Here is a 23,993-nt window from a genome sequence, read left to right on the forward strand (position 1 = left end):
GCGGTTCACTGGGGGTCGTCGGCGCGTGGGATCGCCTGCTCGGTCTCGGCCAGACGGGTAACCCGCATGCCCTCTGCCAGGTAGGCGGCGCCGACAGCGACGATTTGTTCACCGCCGTTCAGGCCACTGGTGACCTCGATAGAACTGCCGGACATACGACCGACTTCAACTGGATTGCTGGACACGGTCATAGTCTCCGGATCGAGAACCCATACCCTCGGGGCGAGTCCTTCGTCCGCTTGAACGGCTCGGACTGGAACCCATTTAACCGCTGTTGCGTTGACCGCATGGCTGAGGTCCATGACCACGTCGCCGGTCATCCCGGGAAGCAGGGGAAACTCATCCGGGGCATCCATGGTGAACGTGGCGCGGAAGGTCTGGGTTTGTTCGTCGGCCTTGGTGGCGATTTCCTTTGGCCGCAGTGGATAGGGGGTGTCGCGGTGACCTTCGAACACGGCGTGGGCGCGGACAGTGGTGGCTGTTTCGGCATCGCCGACAGACGCCTTGCTTCGACCTGGCCCGCGAATATTGCGAACTACGGATTCCGGCAAGTCAATGATGATGTCGAGCTCGTCGATATTTTGTAGCCAAATCACCGTCTGGCGGGCAACGACCTCTTCAAAATTCTCTACTGCGCGACTGGCAATGCGCCCTGTAAAAGGCGCCATCAGCACGGTGTAATCTACATCCTGTCTGGCGGCTGAGAGCGCGGCTGTGGCCGTGCGGAATTCAGCTTCCATGCGATCGTAATCGACCCGCGAGATATTGCCGTCGGCGATGAGTTCCTTGCCCCGCTCGAAGTTGCGTACCGCATTGTCGTAGCTGGCCTGACGATCTTCGAGGACAATGTTGAAGTCGGTGGGGTCGAGGCGGGCCAGCACCTGTCCCTCCTGCACCAGGTCGCCTTCCTTGATCAGCAGCTCCTGTAGCTGGCCGCCCACCCTGAACGCAAGTTCGGCTCGCTGGGTCGCATCGACCCGGCCTGGGAAAGAACGAATGGCTTCTGTTGAGCCGCCTTCAACGGTGAATAGCCTTACCGGGCGCGATGAAGGAGGCGGTGGTTCGGGTTCCGGACCGCCGCAGCCAGTGACAAAGATCAGGCCAGCCAAGCTAATGGCGAGCGGTAACTTTCGGTGCAACATGTGTCCAGACTCCTTCACGGCTTATCAGGGCAAGCATAGCACTGCCTGCAGCCTAGTGAACCCGTTAGATGGAGCTTTGATTGACCCTCGCCATCAGTTCCTCGGCGGTTTCCTTGCGTTCGGAGTATCGGTCGACCAGATGATCTGCGATATCCCGGGTGAGTAGTGTGAACTTCACCAGTTCCTCGCAGACGTCGACGATGCGATCGTAAAAACCCGAAGGCTTCATCCGATCATTCTCGTCAAACTCTCCCCAGGCCTTGGCTACAGACGATTGATTGGGGATAGTGATCATCCGCATCCATCGGCCCAGCACGCGTAGTTGGTTAACGACGTTGAAAGACTGGGAGCCGCCCTCTACCTGCATCACCGCCAGGGTTTTACCTTGAGTGGGGCGCACAGCACCAATGCTCAGGGGCACCCAGTCGATTTGGGCCTTCATGATGGCGGTCATGGAGCCGTGACGCTCGGGTGAGCACCACAACTGCCCTTCGGACCAGGTCATAAGGTCTCGTAGTTCCTGAACCTTGGGGTGAGTCTCATCACCATCGTCCGGCAGTGGCAGGCCGGTGGGGTTGAAGATGCGGGTTTCGCAGCCCATTGCCTGCAGCAGGCGCGCGCTCTCTTCGACCACCAGGCGACTAAAAGAGCGCTCTCGCAGAGATCCGTAGAGCAGCAGGATACGCGGCGCGTGGGTGGCGCGCTCGGTGGGTATCAGTTGTTCCTGACTCGGGACTTCGAGGCAATCAGGCGCGATATTCGGCAGTGTATTTGAATCAGTCATGTTTTTCGTTCGCAATTCAGGAGGCGTTATTGGCGGGAAACCAGTCGCGAGTGTTGTTGGCAAATTTCACCAGTGAGAGCATGACCGGTACTTCCACCAGTACGCCAACCACGGTGGCAAGGGCAGCACCTGAGTGCAGCCCGAACAGGGAGATGGCCACGGCCACCGCCAGTTCGAAAAAGTTGCTGGTGCCGATCATTGCCGCCGGTGCCGCCACGTTGTGGGGCAGTGCCATTTTTTTTGCGGCCAGATAAGCGATGAAGAAAATGCCATAGGTCTGGATCAGCAAGGGAATCGCGATGAGCACAATTTGCTCGGGCTTGGCCAGGATGGTCTCTGCCTGAAAGCCAAACAGCAGCACGACGGTCGCAAGCAGGCCGATCACGGAGAGAGGCTTCAGCTTGTGCACGAAGTCAGAAACCTGATCGTGCAGGAACCGGCGGGTGAGATACCCCGCCACCAGTGGCAGCACGACATATAGCACCACTGACAGTACCAGTGTTTCCCAGGGCACGGTGATATCGCTAACCCCGAGTAGAAAGGCGGTGATGGGAGCAAAAGCAAAAATCATGATGATGTCGTTTACTGAAACCTGCACCAGGGTGTAGTTGGGATCACCCTGAGTGAGCTGGCTCCAGACGAATACCATGGCGGTGCACGGGGCCACACCCAGCAGTATCATGCCGGCAATGTATTCGCTGGCGGTCTGAGGGTCGACCCAGTTGGCAAAGAACACCTTGAAAAACAGCCAACCGATGGCGGCCATGGTGAAGGGCTTGATCAGCCAGTTGATGACCAGCGTGAGGGCCAGCCCCTTGGGTTTCTTGCCAACGTCCTTGATTGCCGAGAAATCGACCTGAATCATCATCGGGTAAATCATCAGCCAAATCAGCACGGCTACCAACAGATTGACGTGAGCGTACTCCCAGCTCGCCACGGTGGCGAAGGCTGCGGGGAACAGGTTGCCCAGCAGCACGCCGGCGCCGATACAAAGGGCTACCCATACGCTCAGATAGCGCTCAAACATACCCATCAGCTTGCTCCCAGTTGGGCGAACAGCGCCTGTAGTGATTCGGTGTCCAGCGAGTCGGGGTCGGCAGCGGCAAGTTTTTCTACCCGCGACCTCAACGTGGCAATCGTGGCGCGGAAGGCGTCGGCTATCTCATCTTCGCTACCCTCCAGGCGAGAGGGGTCGCTCAGGCCCCAGTGAACCTTGATGGCATTGCCGAACCAGACGGGGCAGGATTCTGCGGCAGCCTGGTCACAGACGGTAATGACGATGTCAGGCGCCCAAACGCTGTGCTCATCCCAGGACTGGCTGGTCAGGCTGTCGATGCTGGCGCCGGCTTCGGCAAGGTATTTCAGCGACAGGGGGTGAACAACGCCGGATGGCTGGCTGCCGGCGGAGCGAGCTTCGAGCTGCGGGCCACCCCACTGGCGGGTGACTGCTTCTGCGATAATGCTGCGGCAGCGATTGTGAGTGCAGATATATAACAGCTTCATACAGTTGCTCCACAGTATTTCTGGTCGCGTTCCGGGCGGTCGCCCATTTTCTCCAGGCGCTTGCAGCATCTGTTTGTGAGAGTGGCATTGTGGTTGGCGGTGGTCTCGATTACCGCCGCGGCCCACGCCGGCAGCTCGGTATTGATCGAGTAATAGATCCACTGCCCTGCGCGGCGAGTAGCCAGCAGGCCGCTATCCCGGAGTTGTGCGAGGTGCCTCGACACCTTGGGCTGGCTTACTTCCAGTGCTTCAGTCAATTCGCACACGCACAGCTCGTCTTCCGACCTGATGAGCAGCACGGTCTTCAGGCGGGTTTCGTCCGCCAGGCACTTGAACAGCGTCTGTGGGTCCATGGGCATTCTCCGATTTCTCGGGCATCATATATGGACGTCCATATATATGCAATTACGAATATATGACAATTCTGCGACAGCCGTGGCTCCTTTAACGGCGGCCGGTTAGGATGGGGCAGAAGTACAATTGAGACGAGGTGTGTGCGATGAAGGGAATCGGCAAGTTTTTCGGTGCTGTTGCTGTGGTGGTGGGTATGAGTACCCCTGCTCTGGCCCAGTGGGAGCTGGACGATAGTCAGTCCAGCATCAATTTTATTTCGGTTAAAAATGCCGCGGTGGCAGAGACGCATGGCTTCGACAGCCTGATGGGTTATATCGGCCCGGATGGGAACGCGAGTGTGACCATCAATCTCGATAGCGTAAATACGCTGATACCGATCCGCGACGAACGTCTGCGAGAGCTCTTGTTTGAGACCGCGGAATTCCCTACCGCGCAGATCACTGCCCTGGTGGACCCGGCAGTTCTTGAGGCCGTGGCCGATGGGGGTAGCGTTAGCACCGAGATCCCGCTGTCTGTCAGCCTGCATGGGGTGGAAAAGAAACTGACCGCGCCAGTCGTCGTATCCGGCGCCAAGCGTTCGCTGCGTGTTGTTAGCGCCCGCCCGGTGATCGTGAGTGCGGCTGACTTCGCCCTTGACGGCGGGGTGGAAGCCCTGCGCGCGGTAGCGAGCCTGGCCATCATTAGCACCGCGGTCCCGGTCACAGTAAATTTGAAGTTTGTCTATCCCGAGTAAGAGGGCTCAGAACCGGCTAGTTCTGGAGGTGTAGAAAGCCCTCTACACCTTCAAAGAACATTTGCACCGCAATCATCACCAGCACCATTCCCATCAGCCGCTCTACGGCGATAAGGCCCCGGTTACCCAGAACCTTGAGCAATAAGGGTGCGGACATCAGCATAACCGCCGCGGCAGCCCACGCGCCGACCAACGCTACGGTCCAGTCCAGCATGCGCCCGGGATCGCTGGTGACCAACAGCATGGCAATGGCAAGCGCCGACGGCCCCGCCACCATGGGTATGGCCAGCGGGACGATGAAGGGTTCGCCGTCAGGTGTGTCGCCCATCAGCCCGTACGGCGATGGGAAGATCATGCGAATGGCGATCAGGAACAGAATAATGGCCCCTGCGATACTCACCGATTCCTGCCGCAGCCCCAGCAAGTCGAGCAGCGCCGAGCCCCCCCACAGGAACAACAGCAACACCACGAGTGCAATCAGGAGTTCACGTGCCAGCACTTTCTGGCGCCGAGCAGGGTCTACGTTTTTCAGGACCGACAGGAAAATCGGCACATTGCCGAGAGGGTCCATCACGAACAGTAGGGTTACAAAGGCGGAGATAATGTCCACGAGTTAGTCCTGTATTATTGGTTTAGCGAGTCAAGCGGATTGACCAGCCCGCCAGTGTGCCTGTCTCTTCGAGAAAAGGCTCGACTACCGCCTCACTGTAGCCGATTTCGCTGGCGCGTGATTTTATGCGCTCTATCGCTGCCGTATTCAAGGCTGCTGCGAAAAGATCAGCGAGCCTGGCCTGTGTTCCCATGAAGTGCTCCCGCTCACTGGCAACGGCCGCACTGCGCGCTGACGGGCTGAGGGTATAGGCATCATTGCGCAGATCGTCAATGGCGCAGAATACCCTTGCAGCGGTTTCATCATTGGGAAATGCGCTGGCGAACTGGCGCAGCGCGCTTTCTAATGCAGAGTAGCTTTTCTGGAATTTCGGTTTGCCGGCGAGCCGCTCTACGGCCTGTTTGTTGCGGGCTTTTCCCCAACTGTCGAGGTGCCGCTCCAGTAGCCGGAACAGTTTCAGCTGTTCCAGCGCAGCGTGGTACACCCGGGCACTCTGTTGCTGCCGTTTGACGACCCCTGAGCCGGCGTGGTGTGAAATCGCCAGAAACCGGCCCCCGGGGCGCAGCAGGCGGTATACCTCGGCGAGGGTGGCGTCGATATCGCTGTATTCGAAACCGTATTGGGACAAAACAGCGTCGAAGCTGGCGCTATCAAAAGGCTGATGCTCACAGGGAGTGGCACCAACAAAGGTGATTTTCTCGCGCCAGGCGGCGATGCGGGGGTCGGTGCTGGTCGTGTGCGCACCGATGTCAGCGAGGTCAGTGGCGCTGACTTTGAAGGATCTGCCGCGCTCTTCGCCAAATTCCACTGCCAGGGTCGCGAGGGCGCCATTGCCGGTGGCGATGTCGAGAACGTTGTCGCCGTCCAGCTCAGCGAAAATTGCCCGCCAGTGATCTCGCGTGGCACCCTCGTAGTTATTGACAAGCGACGTGCCGAAGCTGGTGATATGCCCCTCGGACCACCACTGGCTCCAGTGAGAATTCGCTGATGGATTGCTGCCAGGCACCTGTGCCCCTCCGCTGTTGAAGGGCCTATAATACCCTCCTGATCAGCACAGGTAATCCCATGGCCAAACCAGGCAACAAAAACAAACAGGCAGCGCCACCTCCAGCAGAAGTTCTGCGCCTCGCGAATATCATTTACTTCCGCAGCCAGGTGTTCGAACACACCGAGTGGATGGGCTACAAGGCCGCCAAGTGCCCGATGGATATGTGGGTCTACCAGGAGTTGATGCACAAACTCCAGACAGACCTCCTGGTAGAAACCGGGACCCTGCTCGGTGGCTCCGCTCTGTTCTTCGCCCAGATGTTCGAGCTGATGGGGCGAGGCAAGGTGCTCTCTATCGATATTGAGATGCAGGAGGGGTTGCCCGAGCATCCGCGTCTTGAATATATCAAGGGTTCGTCGATCTCAACTGACGTGCTTGAGCGAGTCCAGAAGGAAGCTGATCAGGCGAGTTCAGTAATGGTGTTACTGGACGCTGATCACAAGGCGCCGTTCAAGCACGAGGAAATGCGCTGCTACAGCCGTTTTGTAACGCCTGGTTCGTATATGATCGCGGAAGATACCTGCTTCGATGCCTTTCCTGCATTCCCTGAATATGGCCCGGGTCCGGCAGCCGCCGTGAAGAAGTTCATGCAGGGGAATAAGGAGTTCGAGATAGACCGCAGCCCTGAGCGGCACCTCATTACCTTTGTGCCCGGTGGCTTTCTGAAGAAGAAATAGGCTTCAGCCCAGGATCTCCCCCACCATTACAGCGTTCCATTTTTTCAGCTGCTCGCGGCGGTTTTTAATGAAGTAGCGCTTGGTGGGAATCTTCTTGGCGTTAAAGGCGTCCGCGATCTGTTTGTTATTCATACCCTGGCGGCGCAATTGAATGACAGCGTTGGCCATGAACTCATCCCCGGGATAGGAGGCCTTGTCCTTTTTGCCGGCTTCGATTTTTTGCACAAGATCCTCGCGCTGCTCGCCCCTGACGAACTCGGCCGCGTCGATCTGATGTTTGAGCTGCGGGTTGAACTGCACGTCCATGATCAGGTGGATACGCTCGGTAGAGCCGTTGACCACACCGTGCCACGAGCCGTTGTCGAAGCTCCAGGCGTGGCCAGGCGTCAGATGCTGGGCATAGCCGTCTGAGATCAGGCGAGCCCTACTGTTGCTCTCAATAGGAAAATGGATACGGAACATATCGGTCCACTTGGCCATCATGTCGCGGTGTGCCTGGGTGAGGCCATTCGGCTCCATCCGGAACAGAAAACCGTAGTGGGCGCGGCCGAAGGGTCCGGTATCATCCATCAGGCTCTTGATGTAAGGGAGCTTTTCCAGCAGTGGGCTGTCGGCCACATCATCGGCAAAGAAATCTCTCTCGGTACCGCTCTGGCCTCCACGCAGTAGCAACATGCCGACGGAGCAATGGATGGTGCCCCAGTAGGAGGCCATCCAGGCATCCGCAGGAATAGATACATATTCCCGGCGCAAGCGCTCCAGATCTACCGGCACAGCAAAGCGCAGGAACGATCGTTTGCCGTAGCCTTCGGGGAGTTGCGGGTGGTCCGCCGCGTCTGAGCCATCTGCGTTGTACATGCGCGAGATGATAGGGCGAGTTTGCCCTCGATGCAATTTGACCTAGCGTGTCGCGATCAGGGAAAAGCCCGCTAGTTGACCTGGCGCATGAAAGACCTGGCCCAGATCTACACCGGTGAAGCCGGCGTTGCGGCAGAGCACTACCAGGCCTTGCATGTCCTCCGCATTCAGCGCCGCCGAAACCAGATCCTGAAGGCGCTGATAGGCACCTGTAAATTCGTCGTTCATAGAGACTAATTCGGCAATAGTCTCCTGTTGCACACGGGTGCCTGCACTGCGAATGGCGTGGCTGATTGCTCCCACCATTTGGTCGCAGCAAGGGTTGCCTGCATTGCCCTGCCGCAGGCGGTTCACAGCGTAGTTAACGCCCTTCTGTTTCTCCGCGGTGTCTGCAGCTCCCTCCGCTTCAGCCTGGTAGTAGGCAATCGCTGCGCGGAAAATATTGTTCTTCTCCAGGCCCTGTTGGTAGATGGCCATTTCCTTGCGGCTCTCTTGCAGGGTGTAGGAATCTCGATGGTGGCAGATCGCGGCGAACCGGCCGCCTGGTTTCAGGGTGCGATATATCTCTGCCAGGCTCACTGCCTTGTCGCTGTACTCAAATCCGAATTGCGAGCTGACGAAGTCGAAGCGGCTATTTTTGAAAGGCAGGGATTCACAGGGTACACCCGAGTGGAGCTCAATACGGGGATGTTCATCCCCCGTGCGATTGATCTCGGCCAGATCACATGCGTTTATACGCCAGTCGCGTTGGTGGTCGTCGGCATAGTGCGCTGCAAGCAGGGCCAGTGCGCCATTGCCCGTGGCTACATCCAAAAGTTCTGTGGTGGGGGGTAGGGTCTGGAACTGCTCCAGCCAGAAGTTTTTGATCGCACCTTCGTAGTTGTCTTTGAGGGCGGCGCCAAAGGTAGTGATGTGTCCCTGTTGCCAGAATTGGGACCAATGTTTGGGCGGAGCGATATCCATCAGCGCATTATAGGGTGAAAGCGACCCCCTAATCCCGCGACTGCGAAAATTCAGGCAAAAAAAAGCCAGCCCGAAGGCTGGCTCTTTATTTCGAGTTCCCCGGCCGAGACCGGGGAGGTCAGATCAACTTAGAAAGTGATCTTGTACTCGGCGTAGTACACACGACCTGTGTTGTCGTAGATACCGTAGTGATCGCGAGGGAACTTGCCTTCGCTATCAAATACGGGATCTTCGTCAGTCAGGTTGCGTACACCCAGCTTGATACGACCCCAGCTCTGGGCGTCGTAAGAGTAAGCTGCATCCCAGGTGTCCCAGTCGTCCAGGTCATCCTTGGAAGTGGTCAGCTTGGCGCTGCCGCTGTCGCTGATTTCAACAGAGTCACCTTCAGAGTGCTCGCCGATGTAGTTCCAAACAACGTCAACCTGGTGGTTGCCGAGGGTCCAGATCATCATCGCCTGCGCACGGTCTTCCGGCTGCAGGTTGAAGCCTGCTACGTCCTGCTCGGGGCCGAGGTAGTAAGCAGTTTCAGAGTACTCGAGCTGGTGAGACCAAAGAGCCGCCAGATCAAACATACCGAAGCCAGTTTCTACGATACCGTTCAGCTTCAGGTCAACACCGTTGACGTCCAGGGTGCCCGCGTTGGTGTACGAAGAGTACACAACAGGACGGCCGCCGGTGCGGTCGACGTAAGTGTCGGCGCTGACACAGGAAGTACAGATGCCTGCTGCTTCAGCGTACATGACGGACTGAGTGGTTTCCTGACGGATAGTGTCTTCTACTTCAACTTCCCAGTAGCCAATATCCAGCGCCCAGTTGTCTACAAACTGCCAGTTCAAGCCGGCAGACAGTGACTCGGAAGTCTCTGCATCGAGGCTGTCGTTAGCTGAGAAGTAGGTGTCGTACTGAGTCTCTGGGCAGTCGTCGTTGGCGATACCGTTTTGCTGACAGCTCAGGTAGTCGGTTGCGTCTGACGCGGAGAAAGTAGTCGCTCCGTACAACTGGTCCATGCCAGGTGCGCGGAAGCCTTGGCCCCAGCGAGCACGCAGGGTCAGGGAATCGAGAGCGCCCCAGGTCCATGCGATAGTTGGGGAAGTTTCAGAACCGAAGTCGCTGTAGTCATCGTAGCGAACCGCCACGTTGAACTCCATTTCTTCGAATACGGGGATAATACCTTCAGCGAAGAACGCAGTTACGTCGCGCTCACCAAAAGCAGAGTTACCGGCAGAGCCGCCAACGTAGCCGCCTTCAGAGTGTGCGTCGTACTTGTTCTTGTAGTCCATCTCGAAGTACTCGGCGCCTGCCAGTACGATGAGAGGGCCACTGCCGAATACGTCGCCGAAGTCATACTGGCCGTGGCCGTAGACTTTCTGCAATACGGTTTCGTTGTCCTGAGTAGGAACTGAACGCAGTGCAGTCAGACCTTCCTGAGACTGAGGATCGATACCGTTCTCGAATACGTAGTCGCGGCCGAGGTTGGACAGGTAGTAGTAACCGAATTCCTTGGACTCGTAACGATCGTACTGGGCGTATGCGTCATAGCTCAGACGGTCGTTGATGTCGCCACGCAGTCCAGCGGTGAAGTCGTACTGATAGTCAGTCACTTCGTTAGCGCGGAAACCTACGTCAGTCCAACGGTAGTAGCCGGTGAGGGACGCATCTTCAGTGATGGTGCCATCAGCCAACAGGCCAGCCATGTCGAACGGTACATCGGGGTGATCCTTGGGCATGTCGCTCCATGGAGCAGCCGGAGGCGCGTAGCGGCCGAAGGACTTAACACGAGAGAACAGGCCGCGAGAGTAGAATTCAACGTTGTCGTTGATCTCGTAGTTGGCGCTCATGTAGGTGTTGTAACGGTTCAATTCCGCTTTGTTGGCAGATACACCGCCGTAAGCGTAGGAACAGAAGCTGTTAGGGGGTCCGAAGCCAAATACTTCAGCGCCCATCTCGCCTACAAAACCTTCGGTTGATGCAGTCAGTTCGTCACAGTTAGTGGCGGCCTGAATAACATTGTAACCAGTGTTGGGATCGAACAGCTCGATGGTGCGGCCGTAGTAAGAAATGCCGTCAGTTTCGAGGTAGGCGCTGATGCGGCCGTCGCCGTCAGTGTCTTCGGCGCGCGGTGCGGTGTATTCGCGGTCGGCGTCAAAGATTGGGTCACGACGGTTGTACTCAGCAGCGATCATGATGTTGCCGCGGTCGTTGGACAGACCGGCAACCATGCTCAGGCCTTCTTCGATGCCGTCGTCGCGGTCGCGATCACCGTAGACTGCCTGGAATTCAACGCCTTCAAAGTTTTCTTTCATGACCAGGTTTACAACACCGGCTACGGCGTCAGAACCGTAAACAGCGGATGCGCCGTCAGCCAGGATGTCGATACGCTCAACAGCGGCCATAGGCAGCATGTTGATGTTGATCGCGGAGGCGCCAAGGTTGGGCGAGCCAGCCAGACGACGGCCATCGATCATTACCAGAGTACGGTCGGAACCGAGGCCACGCAGGTCAACAGTAGCGTTGGACTGTGCAGAAGAACCGGAACGCTCGTTGAAAGAACCCAGAGAGTTCAGCGGAGAAGAACGCAGAACGTCAGCGATGGTCAGTGAACCCATGGCTTCAATCTGGACTTCGTCCATGGTGACAACTTGTGAACCTTCGGCGAAGGATGAGCGCTTGATGCGGGAACCGGTTACTACAACCTCTTCCACCATCTGCTCTTCCTGGGCATTCGCGAGCTGCGGCATTGCAACAGCTGCGCTGATGCCCGCGGCGGCGGATACCGCCAGTGCGAGACGATTTTTTCTCAACATAGGATTACCCCTGTTTTTTTTAAGTTAAAGCATGCTTGTTATCGGTGGCTGCGGAGTAGCCACTGAACACCGACCTTAAACGAATAAAAAAGGGCTTTCCTCAACGTAGATGGCAAATTTGTGACATATTCACAGATTTGCCGGGGAACTTGTCAAATTACCGATATTTTCGCCGCTTACATCCCTGCTAAGCGGCTGAATTTAATGGACAAAAAACTATTTTACGCGCTTTACATCGACCGACTTTCCGGGGGCGAGAAGCTCCATTTCATAAAATCCAAGGGAATTCTTGGTGATCCGAACGGATGTGTCCTCTCCCGTGTAGTAATAACGTCCCGCGGTACGTTGTTGCCACACCTGGCCATTCTCCAGGTAGAAGTAGGTTTTGGTAGACCAGCCCTTGAACGGAGGTTTGATGCTGGATTCGATAGAGAGCTGCTTTTCAACCTCTTTTACTTCCTCGACCGTCTTCAGGATTTCCGGTGCATCCCAGGCGGTATAGCGCAGCAGCCAGGCGTCGAGCGCCTTGCGCTCTTCGGGGTTTAGTTTTTGCAGGCCGGCATCTTCGTACTCCTGGGCACTCATCAGGCCTTTCACACCGGGGAAATCACCTTCCTCCTGAGCGGCGAGGGGCAGAATAATGGCGAGTGCAGTGGCTGCAGCGAGAAATTGTTTGAGCATGGTGTAATCCTTGTTAGAAGCGCTGGCTGAGGCGGGTGTACCAAAAACGGCCCTTCAGCTCATGGGTTCGGCCGTCGATATTATCGTTAAAGGCGGAGGCTGCCAAAGGCGCTGCCTCATCCATCAGGTTATCTATGCCCAGCGTCAGGCGCAGACCGTCGAGAACATCGAAGGTGTAATTGAGCTGGAGATCGTGCACTAGCCACTCGTCGATCTCGCGGGTCTGGTCGGTGCCGGGCAGTATTTCTTTCATGCTGTCGACATAGTGCATCTGCCAGCTGCTCTGCCAGCGCTCGTATTTCCAGCGCAGGCCGAGTTGCGCCTTCCACTCCGGGATGCCGCCCAGGCCCTCGGAAGCCTCGTCACGGAAGGTGCCGGCCAGGTCCAGACGTGGTGCGGTGGAATCCAGTCGGGCCAGGTAGTCTTGAATCCAGGTGGCGCTGCCAATCACGCTGAACTGGCCAAAACTGCGTTTCGGGTAATGATAGGTGAGGGCGAGGTCTGCTCCCTTCACCCGGCGTTCACCGATATTGAGATTGGTGGCCTGAATCAGTGCCAGATTGCCCATATCGTCACGGGTCACCAGTTGCTCGAACGCGCCATAGCGCGCGTTCTGGTTGACGATGAACTGGGCGCTTGAGGAGACCACATTTTCCTGGTCGATATGGAAATAGTCCGCCGAGAACGCGAGCCCGGGGATGCCACCCGGCGTCCAGACCAAGCCTGCACTGTAGCTATCGGAGGTTTCTGGCTCGAGATCCCCGTTGCCGCCCTTGACGGTCAGGAATTGGTTGCGAGTGGGGTCGGCCTGCTGCTGACAGCCGGGCAGTACCCCGACATTTGCGGCCTGGGTACAGGGGTCATCCAGAAAGTCCTGGCTCTCGGTGGCGCCCTCGTAGAGTTCATTGAGGCTCGGCGCCCGAAAGCCCTCCGCGTAATTCGCGCGCAGCAATAGTTCGGGGCCGGCCTGCCAGCGCAGGGCGATCTTCGGGTTGGTGGTGTCACCAAAATCGTCGTAGTCAGAGAATCGCACAGCGGCTTCCAGCGCCACGTGGGAGAGCCCGCTGGCGCTCTTCCACAGGGGCACGACCGACTCGGCGTACAACTCGGTAGCTCGGCGATCACCATTGGTGGCTTCAAAATTTGCAGCGCCGATGGTGCTGATGCCTGCCAGCAGAGCCGATGGGCGCTTGCTGGTGGCCTCGTCTCGAATCTCCATGCCTACGGCGATGTCGGTGCGGCCAGCGGGTAGCCCCTCCAGGCCACCATTGATGTTAAAGCTCAATGACGAGAGCTTGGAGTAACCACTCACTTCCCCTGTGGCCCAGATATAGGAGAGTTGCTCGTTCGAAATCGAACCTTGCGGGCCAGTGAGGTTGACGGCCACGCAATCGTCTACAGGCCCGCCCTGGCAATCAGCAGCGGGGCCGATCGCGCGTCGGAGGTTGTCGGCATTGACGATGTTATAGGTGGTTTCCTCTGCCTCGCTGCGGCTCCAGGCATAGCCCGCGTCCCAGTTCCAGTCGGAGAACAGGCCTTCCAGAACCGCGCTAAACCGATTCACTTGCGACTCGTTGCGTTGGCGCCTGGGTGGGAGTTCTATGAGCCGGCGCCGCACATCTTCGAGCTCGACGCCAAAGCTGTTGTAGATATTGTCCGCTGCGACGGGCAGGGGTGTCTGCTCGAAAGCGGTAAACACCGGAGTCGGCGCCAGTGTGGCCTTTGCGTCGGTGTCCAGATAACTGAATTCAGCGTAGCCGGTGATACGTTCGCTGAAATCGTAGCTGACGTTGCTGTACAGGCTTTTGCGCTTCATGGGTACAACGGCGCTGGTTTCGATTCTGTAGTTGTAAAGGTCTTCCTCGGTCGCCGGGCGATAGCTGTCGTCAGTGGCGATCACGGTGGTGCCATCAGGCAACATGATGCGGGCGTTGGGGGTGGCGCTGGAGCGTTGATCGGTGCCTCCTAGGGGCCGGGTGTCTGCGCTAGCGGATACTTTGCGGTTTCTGCTGAAAAGAGCGCCCTGGTCGTAGTAGGTGGCACTAATAAAGAAGGACCCTTCGGGCAGACCTGTTCCGTATTGGAGTGTGTGACTGGTGGTGTCCAAATCCCCGTCTGACGCCTCGCCGTAGAAGGACTCGGCCAGAAAACCATGAAAATCGCGTTTCATGATCACATTGACCACGCCGGCGATGGCATCGGAACCATAGATCGCGGAGGCACCATCCTTGAGAATCTCTATGCGCTCCACAGCGGCGGGCGGGATGCTGTTGAGGTCAACCGATTCCCCCGCCAGGCCATCGTTGGCTACCCGTCGGCCATTGATCAATACCAGGGTATTGCTGGCCGGCAAGCCGCGCAGGGTCACGGTGGCGGTGCCATCGCCGCCATTGGAAATCGCTGTGCTAGTGGCGTTGCCGGCTACCGCAGGGATAAATTTGAGTAATTCGCCCAGAGTCTGGGCACCACTGAGTTCGATGTCCGGCGATGACAGGATGTCTACCGGGGCGCCCCCGGTATAGCTAGTGCGGCGAATACGCGAGCCGGTGATAGTCGTGCCATACACCCAGGTTTCCTCTAGTCCTGGCGCGTAGATAGGGTAGTCCGCCACCAGTTCGGCGGCCCCGGCGCAATTGCCGGCTGCTGGCTCGCACTCTATCGGATAGACAGCAATGATGCGCTCATCAACGACTTCCCAGGTGAGATTGCTCCCCGCAAGTAGTGTGTTCAGAGCTTCGGTGGTGGTGTTGGTTCCCACCACGGGCGTGGCTGGGAGGTCCCTGATCTGGCGATCAGAAAAGACGATGGCTAGCCCGCTTTGCTGGCTGAGCTGGATCAGTGCAGATGAAAGGCGAGGCGCATCGAGGGTGAACTGTACTTGCTGATCGAGGTTCGCCGAGGCCGGGCCGCTAAGGGCGAGCGCGAGGCAGGAGCTGAGGAGCGCCCGGCGCCACGCAAAGCGTGCGCCCGGTGGGGGAATAACTCCTCGTCCAGGTATATTGGTCACTGTAGCCCCGGCTGCGGCACATTGGCCGCAAGCCTTTGAAAAATCGGATATATTTTGGGGTCTACGCCTGGATGTTGTGCTGAGGCGGGAGTCCCACGCTGGGGACTTTATAGCTTACTGCTCTGCTTTGAGCAACCGCACGGTACCGCTCTCAAGAGTATCGGCCTGGACACCGAGACTGACTTCGAGAGCTTTTAGAATGGCCTCGGGTTCGTCGAGTTGCAGTACTCCGGAAATGGAGAGCCCGGCGATGCTTGGATCGGCGATCAGATAGTTGGTGTTGTGGTAACGCTCCAGCTCGGCAACAAGGTCCACCAGCAGCATTTCGTCGGCCACCAGTTCACCCTGGCGCCAGGCCAGTCGCGCGCTGAAATCCGTTGGCGGGGAGAGAGCCCAACCGTCGCTGCTGGTGCGCAGCTGTTGGTTTACGCTGAGAATTTTGCTGGCGGGCTTATGCGAGCCGGTCTCGACAATCTCGCTGACGCGAACGACGCCTTCAGTCACGGTGATAGCAGTAGCGTCCTGCTGGAGATAGACATTAAACGCGGTGCCAACTGCAGTGACCCGGGTTTCGCCTGCGTCCACGTGGAATGGGCGCTCTTTGTTGGGATTAACCTGAAACCAGGCTTCACCGCGGCGCAGGTCAATATGGCGTTGTTCGTCGGTGTAAGTGACGCTGATGGACGAATCTGTATTCAGCACGACTGTGGAGTTGTCGGGGAGCTCGATGCTGAGGCGTTCACCCACGGCAGTGCGGTATTCTGTGCTGACCGGGTCGGTGCCCAGCTGAGGGTAGAGGAAGAGCGCCAGCATAATACTGGCAGCGATCGCGGCTGCTCCTGTGTACCAGCGAGAGGCATTGGCGGCTTCACGAGGTAATTCAGCGGGTGCTTGTTCAGGCAGCACCTGTAGCACACCGAGGTCGTCCCACATGTCGAGCATCTGGTCCATGGCAGTGCGGTGGCTGGCGTTTTCGCCTAACCACAGGGCAAAGGACTGTCGGTCCGTTGCAGACACGTCGTCCGAGCGCAGCCGTGCTATCCAGCCCAGGGCTGCATCGCATGCTTGCTCGTATTGTCTGTTGCCTTGTGCTTCCACGATTTTTCCTACGCTCGCTGCCTGTCTGGCCCTGTTGCCAGCAGCGATACCGTTGTTAGTAATATAGTCGGTGTCTTGGTGTGACGAATGGGAAGTAAGTTCCCTCAATATATTTATATGAAATAAAGATAATGCCTCCTTATTTCGAATCTTCAGGTGGATAGAGATTCGATAATCGGTTTCGGCAGTGCTTGAGCGCCTGCAATATATACTTTTCTACGCTGGAAACTGAAACTTGGAGCTGTTCTGCAATAGCACTGTAGGGCATACCGCTCTGGCGATGCAGTAAGAACGCCTGTTTTACCTTGAAAGGCAGCTCATCCACGGCCGCGTGGATGGTGGCTAGCTTCTCGCGCGCGCCGATGATTTGTTCCGGGGAAGCGCCTGCGGCGTTCGGGTCGTGCAGTTCGCCGCTCTCGGCCATGCCCTTTTCCGTATTCAGGTATTTATAGTGCAGCTGGCGGCGCCGCAGCTGGTCTACCGCGAGGTTCGTTGCTACCTGGTACAGGAAGGCTCTGGCATTATCCAGATTTTCCGGTTGTTCGAGCCTGTGCAGCCGGATGAAGGCTTCCTGCGCGAGTTCGGCCGCGTCTTCCGGGTTGCCCAGCTTGCGCGCCAGATACTTCTCCAGCGGCACGCCGTGCTCTGTCACCAGATCGGCAATGAACTGGTCCCGGTCCAAGTCTGTTGGTTTGTCGCTAGCCACAATCAGATGATGCCATCGGGGGCCCGGCCGTGACCAGCCCCGGGGCAGCTTAGAACAATACGCGAGATCGGAGAGTACCTTCGATCGCCAATAGGCGTTCCAGGGCGATATCGCTGTAATCCGCGTCCACGTCAATCACCACGTAGCCTACGTCCTCGTTGGTTTGCAGATACTGGGCCGACACGTTCACGCCAGTTTCTGAGAACACATTGTTGATGGCGCTCATGATGCCCGGCACATTGCGGTGTATGTGGAGTAGGCGATGGCTGCCGGCGTGTTCTGGCAGGGCGACTTCGGGGAAGTTGACGGACGAGGTACTGGTCCCGTTGTCGGAGTACTTGGCGAGTTTCTCGGCCACTTCCATGCCGATATTTTCCTGTGCTTCAACGGTGCTGCCGCCAATGTGGGGAGTCAGGAAGGTATTGTCGTACTGACGTAGAGGCGAGACGAATTCGTCGTCGTTGGAGCGTGGCTCCACGGGGAACACGTCGATGGCGGCGCCGCCCAGCTGACCTGAGCCCAGTGCCGCTGAAAGGCCGTCAATATCGACGACGGTGCCGCGGGAGGCGTTGATCAATATGCCTCCCTGTTTCATTTGAGCCAGTTCGGCCGAGCCGATCATATTCTGGGTGGCACCGGTTTCGGGTACGTGCAGGCTCACCACATCGGAACTGGCCAGCAGCTGGTTCAGGCTGGGAACCTGCCGCGCATTACCCAGGGGTAGTTTGTTTACAACGTCATAGAACTGGACCTGCATCCCCATACTCTCAGCGATTACGCCGAGCTGCATGCCGATGTTGCCGTAGCCGATGATACCCAGCTTTTTGCCACGGATTTCATAGGAGTTCACCGCGGTTTTCATCCACTCACCACGGTGGGCAGCAGCATTCTTTTCAGCGACGCCCCGCAGCAACAGGATTGCCTCGGCGATAACGAGCTCTGCTACGCTGCGCGTGTTGGAGAAGGGCGCGTTGAAGACCGCGATGCCGCGTTTGGTGGCCGCCTTCAGATCAACCTGATTGGTGCCGATACAGAAGCAGCCCACAGCTACCAGCTTTTTGGCCGATTCGAAGATTTCCTCGGTCAGCTGGGTGCGCGAACGGATGCCGACAAAGTGCGCTCCCGCAATCGCCTGCTTGAGCTCTTCCGGGGGCAGCGCTTTCTTGTGAAAGTCGATATTGGTATAGCCATCGCGTTTCAGTGTTTCGACGGCGGAGGGGTGTACTCCCTCGAGAAGCAAAAACTTGATCTTGTCCTTGGGCAGGGACTGCTGTGCCATGACCGCTAAATCCTGTGTAGTGGGCCCCTGGAGTGGGCCTGAGTTGGGTGGACCAGAAAAAAGGGCGCGTATGGTACCATACGCGCCCCCTGATTCAGCGCCCTTTGATAAATTCCGGAGGAAACCCCTTGGCCCAGCTCGACCCAGAAATTATGGCGGCATTTGTAACGATTGTCGGCGAAGCTCGCGTCCTCACAGACGAGAGCGCCTGCGAGCAGTACGGCCTGGACTGGACCCGTTTTTATGCGCCGGACCCCTCGGCAGTGCTGTTGCCTGGCTCGATTGAGGAAGTGCAGGATATCGTGCGCCTGGCCGCGAAGCACAAGCTTGCGATTGTCCCCTCTGGTGGCCGCACTGGCCTCAGTGCCGGCGCTGTTGCCGCGAACGGTGAGTTGGTGCTGGCCCTGGATCGGCTGAATACGATTTCTGACTTTAATCCGGTGGACCGCACCGTGCGCTGTGGTGCCGGAGTGATCACTGAGCAACTGCAGCAGTTTGCGGAAGAGCAGGATCTTTATTACCCGGTTGATTTTGCCTCTGCTGGCTCCAGCCAGATCGGCGGCAACATCGCCACCAATGCCGGCGGTATCAAGGTGATCAAACACGGCATGACCCGCGACTGGGTGGCCGGCCTCAAGCTGGTGACAGGAACCGGTGAGCTGCTTGACCTCAACCGTGGGCTGATGAAGAACAATGCGGGCTATGACCTGCGTCAGTTGGCTATCGGTGCAGAGGGAACTCTGGGCGTGGTGGTGGAAGCCACCATGTCACTGACGCGGACACCAAAAAACCTGGCGGTACTGGTACTTGGCGCGCCAGACATGCAGGCGATCATGCACGTACTCGCCACTTTCCAGAGCGAGATCGAACTCTCGGCCTTTGAGTTTTTCTCCGAACTTGCTCTGGAGAAAGTGGTTGCTCATCAGGATCTGCCGCGGCCGTTTGAGACCGTCTGCGACTACTACGCCCTGCTGGAGTTTGAACAGCCCGATGACCAGGCCATGGACGACGCCATGCGCCTGTTCGAACACTGCATGGAGCAGGGCTGGGTTTACGATGGCACGGTCAGCCAGAGCCTGGCACAGGCCCAGAATCTTTGGCGCCTGCGTGAAGACATCTCCGAAACGATCACGCCCTGGACGCCCTATAAGAACGACATCTCCACCCTGATTGCCAAGGTCCCCGACTTCCTGGCTGAGGTGGAGGCAGTGGTGAACAAGCACTACCCTAATTTTGAAATTGTCTGGTTCGGTCATATAGGCGATGGCAACGTGCACTTGAATATCCTTAAACCGGAAGACCTGCCCATCGACGAATTCAAAATCCAGTGCGGAGAGGTTTCTACATGGGTGTTTGAAATTGTGCAGCGCTATGGTGGCTCTGTTTCTGCCGAACACGGTGTGGGCTTGCTCAAGAAGGAGTACCTGGAGTACTCCCGATCGCCGGTGGAAATCGAAATGATGAGGGGCATCAAAAAGGTGTTCGATCCACAGGGGATTATGAACCCCGGTAAAATCTTTGACCTATAAAAGCCTCAACGGCTCCTCCTGAAGCGCCGCGAGCTGTTCCCGAAGCTCGAGGATGTGCTCTGCCCAGTAGCGCTCGCTATTGAACCAGGTGAAGGCGCGGGGAAAGGCTGGGTCGTCCCAGCGACGGGCAAGCCATGCGGCGTAGTGCACCAGGCGCAGGGTGCGCAGGGCTTCAATCCAGCGTAACTGGCGTGGGTCGAAGTCACAAAATTCGGTATAGCCTTCAATCAATTCAGAAAGCTGCAGCTCTCGCTCGTGTCGTTCGCCATTGAGAAACATCCATAAATCCTGCACGGCGGGTGCCATCACGCAGTCGTCCAGGTCGACGAAATGAGCGACATCGTCGCGCCACAGAATATTGCCCACATGGCAGTCGCCGTGAACCCGAATTTCGTCCTCGGGTTTGACGTTGTAAATTTCGGTGATCGCTTGCAGCAAATCTGCCGTCAGTGAGCTGTAGGCAGGTTCCAATTCTTTCGGGATGAAACCCTCCAGCAAGAACTCGCGACTCTGGGTGAGCATGCGGTCCACATCGATGCGCTGGCGGTGGGCAAACCTGGCGGCTCGCCCGGTGGCGTGAATGCGTCCGAGGGTGCGGCCGAGAACCAGTTGATTGTCGAGGTTGTCGAGCTCAGGGGGGTAACCTCCGCGGCGCTGGAACAACGCGATGAGAAAGCCTTCGTACTCATGCAGTGTTTGGCCGTTTTCATCGACCATCGGTGCCACCACCGAGATCTCCGCATCCTGCAGTTCCAGGCTGAAGCTGTGTTCTTCCTCGATCTGGGCGCGAGACCAGCGACCGGGGCGATAGAACTTGGCGATCAGGGGCTCACCGTCTTCAATACCAACCTGATAGACCCGGTTCTCGTAGCTGTTCAGCGCCAGTAGTCGCGCGTCTGATAGACGACCAGTGGATTCCACGGCGTCAATGACTCTATCAGGTGTCAGGCGGTCGTACGGATGGTCGTTGCAATCGTCGCTCATGGTGTGGCCTCACTGAGCAGGGCGGCGCTCTTTATCTGTGCGAAAACTTCGTCACCCACTTTGAGCTCAAGCGCTTCGGCGGATTTGCGGGTGATGCGCGCGAGCAGGAATTGCGAGCCGAGGGCGAGGCGCAGCAGCAGGCGCGCATCCGAGCAGCTTTCAATTTCGGTGACTGTAACCGGCAGGATGTTGAGAATACTGCTGTCTTGCGCTCGAGTGCGGCAGACACTGACGTCTCGTGCGGGGATGCGCACCCTGCGTTGGCTGCCGATGGCCTGGTTCAGGTGATTGACCAGCAGGCGCTGGCCCGCCACCTCAATCTCGGTGAGGCCATAGCTGCTGTCATGGCCGGAAATCTGGCCGAGCAGAATCGCGGCGGCCTTTGCTTCGTGGGAGAGCTGGTTGTCCAGCCGTGAGGCCAGTTCCAGGAAGGGCCCCTGAGCTATGGCGCGGCCGTTCTCCAGCAGCAGGACGTGATCCGCCAGGCTGCCTACTTCCTCGATATCATGGCTGACATACAGAATAGGTAATTCCAGCCGGTCTGCGATGGTCTGTAACAGGCCGAGGCATTCAAGACTGGCTGCCTGATCGAGATTGGCGAGGGGCTCATCCAGCAGTAGTAAGTCCGGCGCGCCGGATAGTGCTCTGCCGATGGCGACCCGCTGGCGCTGGCCCGCTGATAGTGTGTCCGGCATTTGTTTCAGCAATGGCCCCAGTGCGAGCCATTCAACGAGTGCAGCACGCTCGACCGAGGCCTTGCTGCGAGCGCGTTGCGCCGCGTAGTCGAGGTTGCCCTCTACGCTGAGTTGAGGAAACAGGCGCGCGTCCTGGAACACATAGCCGATGTTGCGTTGCCAGGGGGGCAAGCTGCTGTCTGAGTTCTGCCAGACCTTGTCACCAAAGCGTATTTCACTGCCAGCCTCGGCGCTGCGCAAACCAGCGATACAGTCCAACAACGTGCTTTTGCCACTGCCGCTGGGGCCATAGATCGCGGTCACACCTTCCCCGGGCAGTGCCGTCTGCAGTGCCAGTTCGAATCCGTTTTCGCCGCCGCAGCGCAGGTCCAGGAGCAACATCAGCTACTCACCTTCCAACCGGCGCCCTTGCGGTAGACCACAAACAGCAGTGCCAGCGAGAACAGCAGCAGGCCGGCGGCCAGGCGATGGGCCTCGTCGAATCGTAGCGACTCAACCTGATCGTAGAGGGCTATCGACAGAACCTGGGTCTCGCCGGGTATGTTGCCGCCGATCATCAATACCACGCCGAACTCGCCTATCGTGTGAGCAAATCCCAATACTGCCGCAGCGACGAAGCTGCGTTTGGTCAGGGGCAGGACCACGGAGCGAAACTGGTCGGCGGGCGTCGCCCCCATGGTTGCGGCGGCGTCCAGCAAGCCGTTCGGTACTCGTTGGAAAGCGGCCTGCAATGGCTGCACCACGAATGGCAGAGAGTAGATGACCGAGCCGATCACCAGGGCTGAAAAACTGAACGCCAATTGATCACCTGACACGGCCTGCCAGGCTTTTCCAACCGGCGAGTTTGGCGCCAAAGCGAGCAAGAGGTAGAACCCCAGGACGGTAGGAGGCAGTACCAGAGGCAGGGCCACCACCGCTTCGACCATGGCCGCCAGGTTGCCGCGCCGGCGCGCCAGCCACCAGGCCAGTGGGGTACCCAGTAGCAGCAAGATGACGGTAGTCGTGGTGGCCAATGCCGCAGTGAGGGCGATGGCGTCAAGCTCGGCGGCGCTCAGGGGCAAGGTTGGTAACCCGAATCCAGAATCAGTGAGCGCACGGTATCACTTCCCAGCCATGCTAGGTAGGCGGAGAGGTCTGGGTGTTGCGCCAGTACCACGGCGTGCTGCGCTAGCTCACGGTGCCAACTGGCGGGAATCGGTGCTCCCTCCGCTCCAGCGAGGGAGCGGGAGACAATCGCCATGTCGACTGTGCCGCTGCGCCAGAACTGGTAGGCCTGCAATACGTTGTTCCCCCGCACCAGTTTGCGCTGGGGGCTGAAATTCTCCCGGGCCAATACGTCTTTTGCCGCGCGGCCATAGGGGGCGGTATCCGGGTTGGCGATGGCGAGACTTCTGTCGCTTTCGGCAAGCCGTTCCGTCGGGCCACCGACCAGGGCCAGTTGGCCGACGGCGTAGCAGAACGGTTGTTGACCAATGCCTTGCGCGAACAGGCGCGCAGGGGCCTCGGCATCTGCGGCGAGCAGTAGATGGTAGGGCGCGCCATACATCGCCTGACTGGTCAGGATGCCGGTTGAGGCGCTGCTCAGGGTGACCTCGCGTCCGCTGCTCGCAGTGAATTCGGCGTTAATGCGTTCGATGGTTGGCCGAAAATTCGCCGCTGCGGCAATATTCAGCGGGCGTTCGGCAAGGCTTGCCATGGGCAGGAGCAGCAGCAGGGCGAACAGCAATGGCACGAAGAGGTCTCTCGTCAATCAATCGGGGTGCGGGCCAGGCACCAGATTTCCACGCCCGCAGCGCCCGCGTCGAGGAGGGCAGAGGCGGCGGCATCAGCCGTGGCGCCGGTGGTCATCACATCATCCACCAGGGCGATGCGCAGGCTGTCACAGCGCCGGCGCACTGTAAAGGCACCCCGCAGGTTGGTGGCTCTGGCCCGCGCATCCATGCCGGACTGGGCCGCAGTGGCGCGGTTACGTCGAAGGAGGCGCCTGTCCACTCTTACCCCGCCGAGAGCCGGCCCGTGGCTGACGAGAGCCCGGGCAAGCAGTTCCGTCTGGTTGTAGCCGCGTCGCAGTTGCCTGCTCCAGTGCATGGGTACGGGCACCAGCAGGTCGGGTCTTGTGACATGGCTTCGGTGTAGCCAGAGTGATGCCAACAAGGGTGTAAATCGCTGTTGCCCATGGTATTTCCACTGTTGGATCAGATACGCCAGATATTCGCCGTAAAGCAGGGGGACCGCTGCGCGTTCGAAGGCCGGGCGATGCTGCTGGCAGCGGCCGCAGAGTACCGCGGGTGAACCCTCTGGCAGCGGCAGGGCGCAGCATGGGCAGTGGCTGGTATTGAGAGGCATCTCCCGCTGGCAGTGTTCGCACAGTGGCAGCGGCGAGTGGCTGAACAAGCCGCAAAGAGCGCAGTACTGGGGCAGAAGCCCTTCGAGCAGGAAGTGCGATACGGCTTTTAGCTTGTTAACCATCCGGGGCCCTCCAGGTTGACAGCACTTTTGTTGGGGGTATCATTTCGGTCTCCAAACTTTGCCAGTTGA

The 23,993-nt window shown here is 58.3% G+C and carries 23 protein-coding genes; 3 read left to right on the forward strand and 20 right to left on the reverse strand.

Annotated features, from left to right (window positions below; translation table 11 throughout):
* Positions 1-5: 5 nt before the first annotated feature.
* The 5 genes from EY643_RS00425 to EY643_RS00445 all read right to left on the reverse strand — a co-directional run bounded on the left by EY643_RS00425 (position 6) and on the right by EY643_RS00445 (position 3,782).
* A complete protein-coding gene (locus tag EY643_RS00425; RefSeq protein ID WP_240732781.1) occupies positions 6-1,142 on the reverse strand; it encodes an efflux RND transporter periplasmic adaptor subunit in 1,137 nt (378 codons plus the stop codon).
* 64 nt (positions 1,143-1,206) lie between these two features.
* Positions 1,207-1,926, reverse strand: coding sequence for an arsenical resistance protein ArsH (arsH, locus tag EY643_RS00430; RefSeq protein WP_152660346.1), 720 nt, complete (start codon positions 1,924-1,926; stop codon positions 1,207-1,209).
* 16 nt (positions 1,927-1,942) lie between these two features.
* Positions 1,943-2,959, reverse strand: coding sequence for an ACR3 family arsenite efflux transporter (gene arsB / locus EY643_RS00435; RefSeq protein ID WP_152660347.1), 1,017 nt, complete (start codon positions 2,957-2,959; stop codon positions 1,943-1,945).
* Entirely contained in the window at positions 2,959-3,429 is a 471-nt protein-coding gene (locus EY643_RS00440) for an arsenate reductase ArsC (protein ID WP_152660348.1), read from the reverse strand. The genes arsB and EY643_RS00440 overlap by 1 nt, the downstream gene beginning before the upstream one ends.
* Positions 3,426-3,782, reverse strand: a complete 357-nt coding sequence (locus EY643_RS00445) for a metalloregulator ArsR/SmtB family transcription factor (RefSeq protein WP_152660349.1) — start codon at positions 3,780-3,782, stop codon at positions 3,426-3,428. Before EY643_RS00445 ends, EY643_RS00440 begins: the two co-directional genes overlap by 4 nt.
* A 146-nt stretch (positions 3,783-3,928) precedes the next feature.
* Between EY643_RS00445 and EY643_RS00450 the strand changes: the two genes are divergently transcribed.
* On the forward strand, positions 3,929-4,516 hold the full coding sequence (locus EY643_RS00450) for a YceI family protein (protein ID WP_152660350.1): 588 nt from the start codon (positions 3,929-3,931) through the stop codon (positions 4,514-4,516).
* 16 nt (positions 4,517-4,532) lie between these two features.
* Here the strand turns inward: EY643_RS00450 and EY643_RS00455 are convergent, their stop codons facing one another.
* Together EY643_RS00455 and EY643_RS00460 are read right to left on the reverse strand one after the other, a co-directional pair.
* Positions 4,533-5,126, reverse strand: coding sequence for a YhgN family NAAT transporter (locus EY643_RS00455; RefSeq protein WP_152660351.1), 594 nt, complete (start codon positions 5,124-5,126; stop codon positions 4,533-4,535).
* A 22-nt stretch (positions 5,127-5,148) separates the two neighbouring features.
* Positions 5,149-6,132, reverse strand: coding sequence for a class I SAM-dependent methyltransferase (locus tag EY643_RS00460; protein WP_152660352.1), 984 nt, complete (start codon positions 6,130-6,132; stop codon positions 5,149-5,151).
* A 59-nt stretch (positions 6,133-6,191) separates the two neighbouring features.
* On the opposite strand from EY643_RS00460, the gene EY643_RS00465 reads away from it, so the two are divergent.
* Positions 6,192-6,851: a CmcI family methyltransferase gene (locus tag EY643_RS00465; protein ID WP_152660353.1), complete on the forward strand. Its 660-nt coding sequence runs from the start codon at positions 6,192-6,194 to the stop codon at positions 6,849-6,851.
* A gap of 3 nt (positions 6,852-6,854) precedes the next feature.
* Here EY643_RS00465 and EY643_RS00470 read toward each other — a convergent pair whose 3' ends face one another.
* The 8 genes from EY643_RS00470 to serA all read right to left on the reverse strand — a co-directional run bounded on the left by EY643_RS00470 (position 6,855) and on the right by serA (position 18,247).
* Positions 6,855-7,709 carry an aspartyl/asparaginyl beta-hydroxylase domain-containing protein gene (locus EY643_RS00470; protein ID WP_152660354.1) on the reverse strand — a complete coding sequence of 285 codons (855 nt, stop codon included), beginning with the start codon at positions 7,707-7,709 and terminating at the stop codon, positions 6,855-6,857.
* A gap of 42 nt (positions 7,710-7,751) precedes the next feature.
* Entirely contained in the window at positions 7,752-8,672 is a 921-nt protein-coding gene (locus EY643_RS00475; RefSeq protein WP_152660355.1) for a class I SAM-dependent methyltransferase, read from the reverse strand.
* Between the two features lie 128 nt (positions 8,673-8,800).
* Entirely contained in the window at positions 8,801-11,476 is a 2,676-nt protein-coding gene (locus tag EY643_RS00480; protein WP_152660356.1) for a TonB-dependent receptor plug domain-containing protein, read from the reverse strand.
* Positions 11,477-11,692: 216 nt separating this feature from the next.
* Positions 11,693-12,157 (reverse strand): hypothetical protein, encoded by a 465-nt coding sequence (locus EY643_RS00485; RefSeq protein WP_152660357.1) that lies wholly within the window; start codon positions 12,155-12,157, stop codon positions 11,693-11,695.
* Between the two features lie 13 nt (positions 12,158-12,170).
* Positions 12,171-15,164: a TonB-dependent receptor gene (locus tag EY643_RS00490; protein WP_152660358.1), complete on the reverse strand. Its 2,994-nt coding sequence runs from the start codon at positions 15,162-15,164 to the stop codon at positions 12,171-12,173.
* A 114-nt stretch (positions 15,165-15,278) separates the two neighbouring features.
* The gene (locus EY643_RS00495) at positions 15,279-16,262 is read right to left on the reverse strand and encodes a FecR family protein (RefSeq protein WP_152660359.1); all 984 of its coding nucleotides are present in this window, start codon (positions 16,260-16,262) and stop codon (positions 15,279-15,281) included.
* A gap of 139 nt (positions 16,263-16,401) precedes the next feature.
* Entirely contained in the window at positions 16,402-16,944 is a 543-nt protein-coding gene (locus tag EY643_RS00500) for an RNA polymerase sigma factor (RefSeq protein ID WP_153240844.1), read from the reverse strand.
* A 73-nt stretch (positions 16,945-17,017) separates the two neighbouring features.
* Positions 17,018-18,247, reverse strand: coding sequence for a phosphoglycerate dehydrogenase (gene serA / locus EY643_RS00505; protein ID WP_152660360.1), 1,230 nt, complete (start codon positions 18,245-18,247; stop codon positions 17,018-17,020).
* 152 nt (positions 18,248-18,399) lie between these two features.
* Between serA and EY643_RS00510 the strand changes: the two genes are divergently transcribed.
* A complete protein-coding gene (locus EY643_RS00510) occupies positions 18,400-19,776 on the forward strand; it encodes an FAD-binding oxidoreductase (RefSeq protein WP_153240845.1) in 1,377 nt (458 codons plus the stop codon).
* Here the strand turns inward: EY643_RS00510 and EY643_RS00515 are convergent.
* The 5 genes from EY643_RS00515 to EY643_RS00535 are packed head-to-tail and all read right to left on the reverse strand — an operon-like array spanning position 19,771 to position 23,924.
* On the reverse strand, positions 19,771-20,760 hold the full coding sequence (locus tag EY643_RS00515; RefSeq protein WP_152660361.1) for a serine/threonine protein kinase: 990 nt from the start codon (positions 20,758-20,760) through the stop codon (positions 19,771-19,773). The two genes, EY643_RS00510 and EY643_RS00515, sit on opposite strands and share 6 nt — an antisense overlap.
* Positions 20,757-21,836: a molybdenum ABC transporter ATP-binding protein gene (gene modC / locus EY643_RS00520; protein ID WP_152660362.1), complete on the reverse strand. Its 1,080-nt coding sequence runs from the start codon at positions 21,834-21,836 to the stop codon at positions 20,757-20,759. The genes EY643_RS00515 and modC overlap by 4 nt, the downstream gene beginning before the upstream one ends.
* Positions 21,836-22,516, reverse strand: coding sequence for a molybdate ABC transporter permease subunit (modB, locus tag EY643_RS00525; RefSeq protein WP_152660363.1), 681 nt, complete (start codon positions 22,514-22,516; stop codon positions 21,836-21,838). The genes modC and modB overlap by 1 nt, the downstream gene beginning before the upstream one ends.
* Positions 22,507-23,187 (reverse strand): molybdate ABC transporter substrate-binding protein, encoded by a 681-nt coding sequence (gene modA, locus EY643_RS00530; protein WP_152660364.1) that lies wholly within the window; start codon positions 23,185-23,187, stop codon positions 22,507-22,509. Before modA ends, modB begins: the two co-directional genes overlap by 10 nt.
* Before the next feature lie 14 nt (positions 23,188-23,201).
* On the reverse strand, positions 23,202-23,924 hold the full coding sequence (locus EY643_RS00535) for a ComF family protein (RefSeq protein WP_152660365.1): 723 nt from the start codon (positions 23,922-23,924) through the stop codon (positions 23,202-23,204).
* Positions 23,925-23,993: the final 69 nt, after the last annotated feature.

The sequence above is a fragment of the Halioglobus maricola genome (genome assembly GCF_009388985.1).
In the GTDB taxonomy this organism is placed as follows: Bacteria; Pseudomonadota; Gammaproteobacteria; order Pseudomonadales; family Halieaceae; genus Halioglobus; species Halioglobus maricola.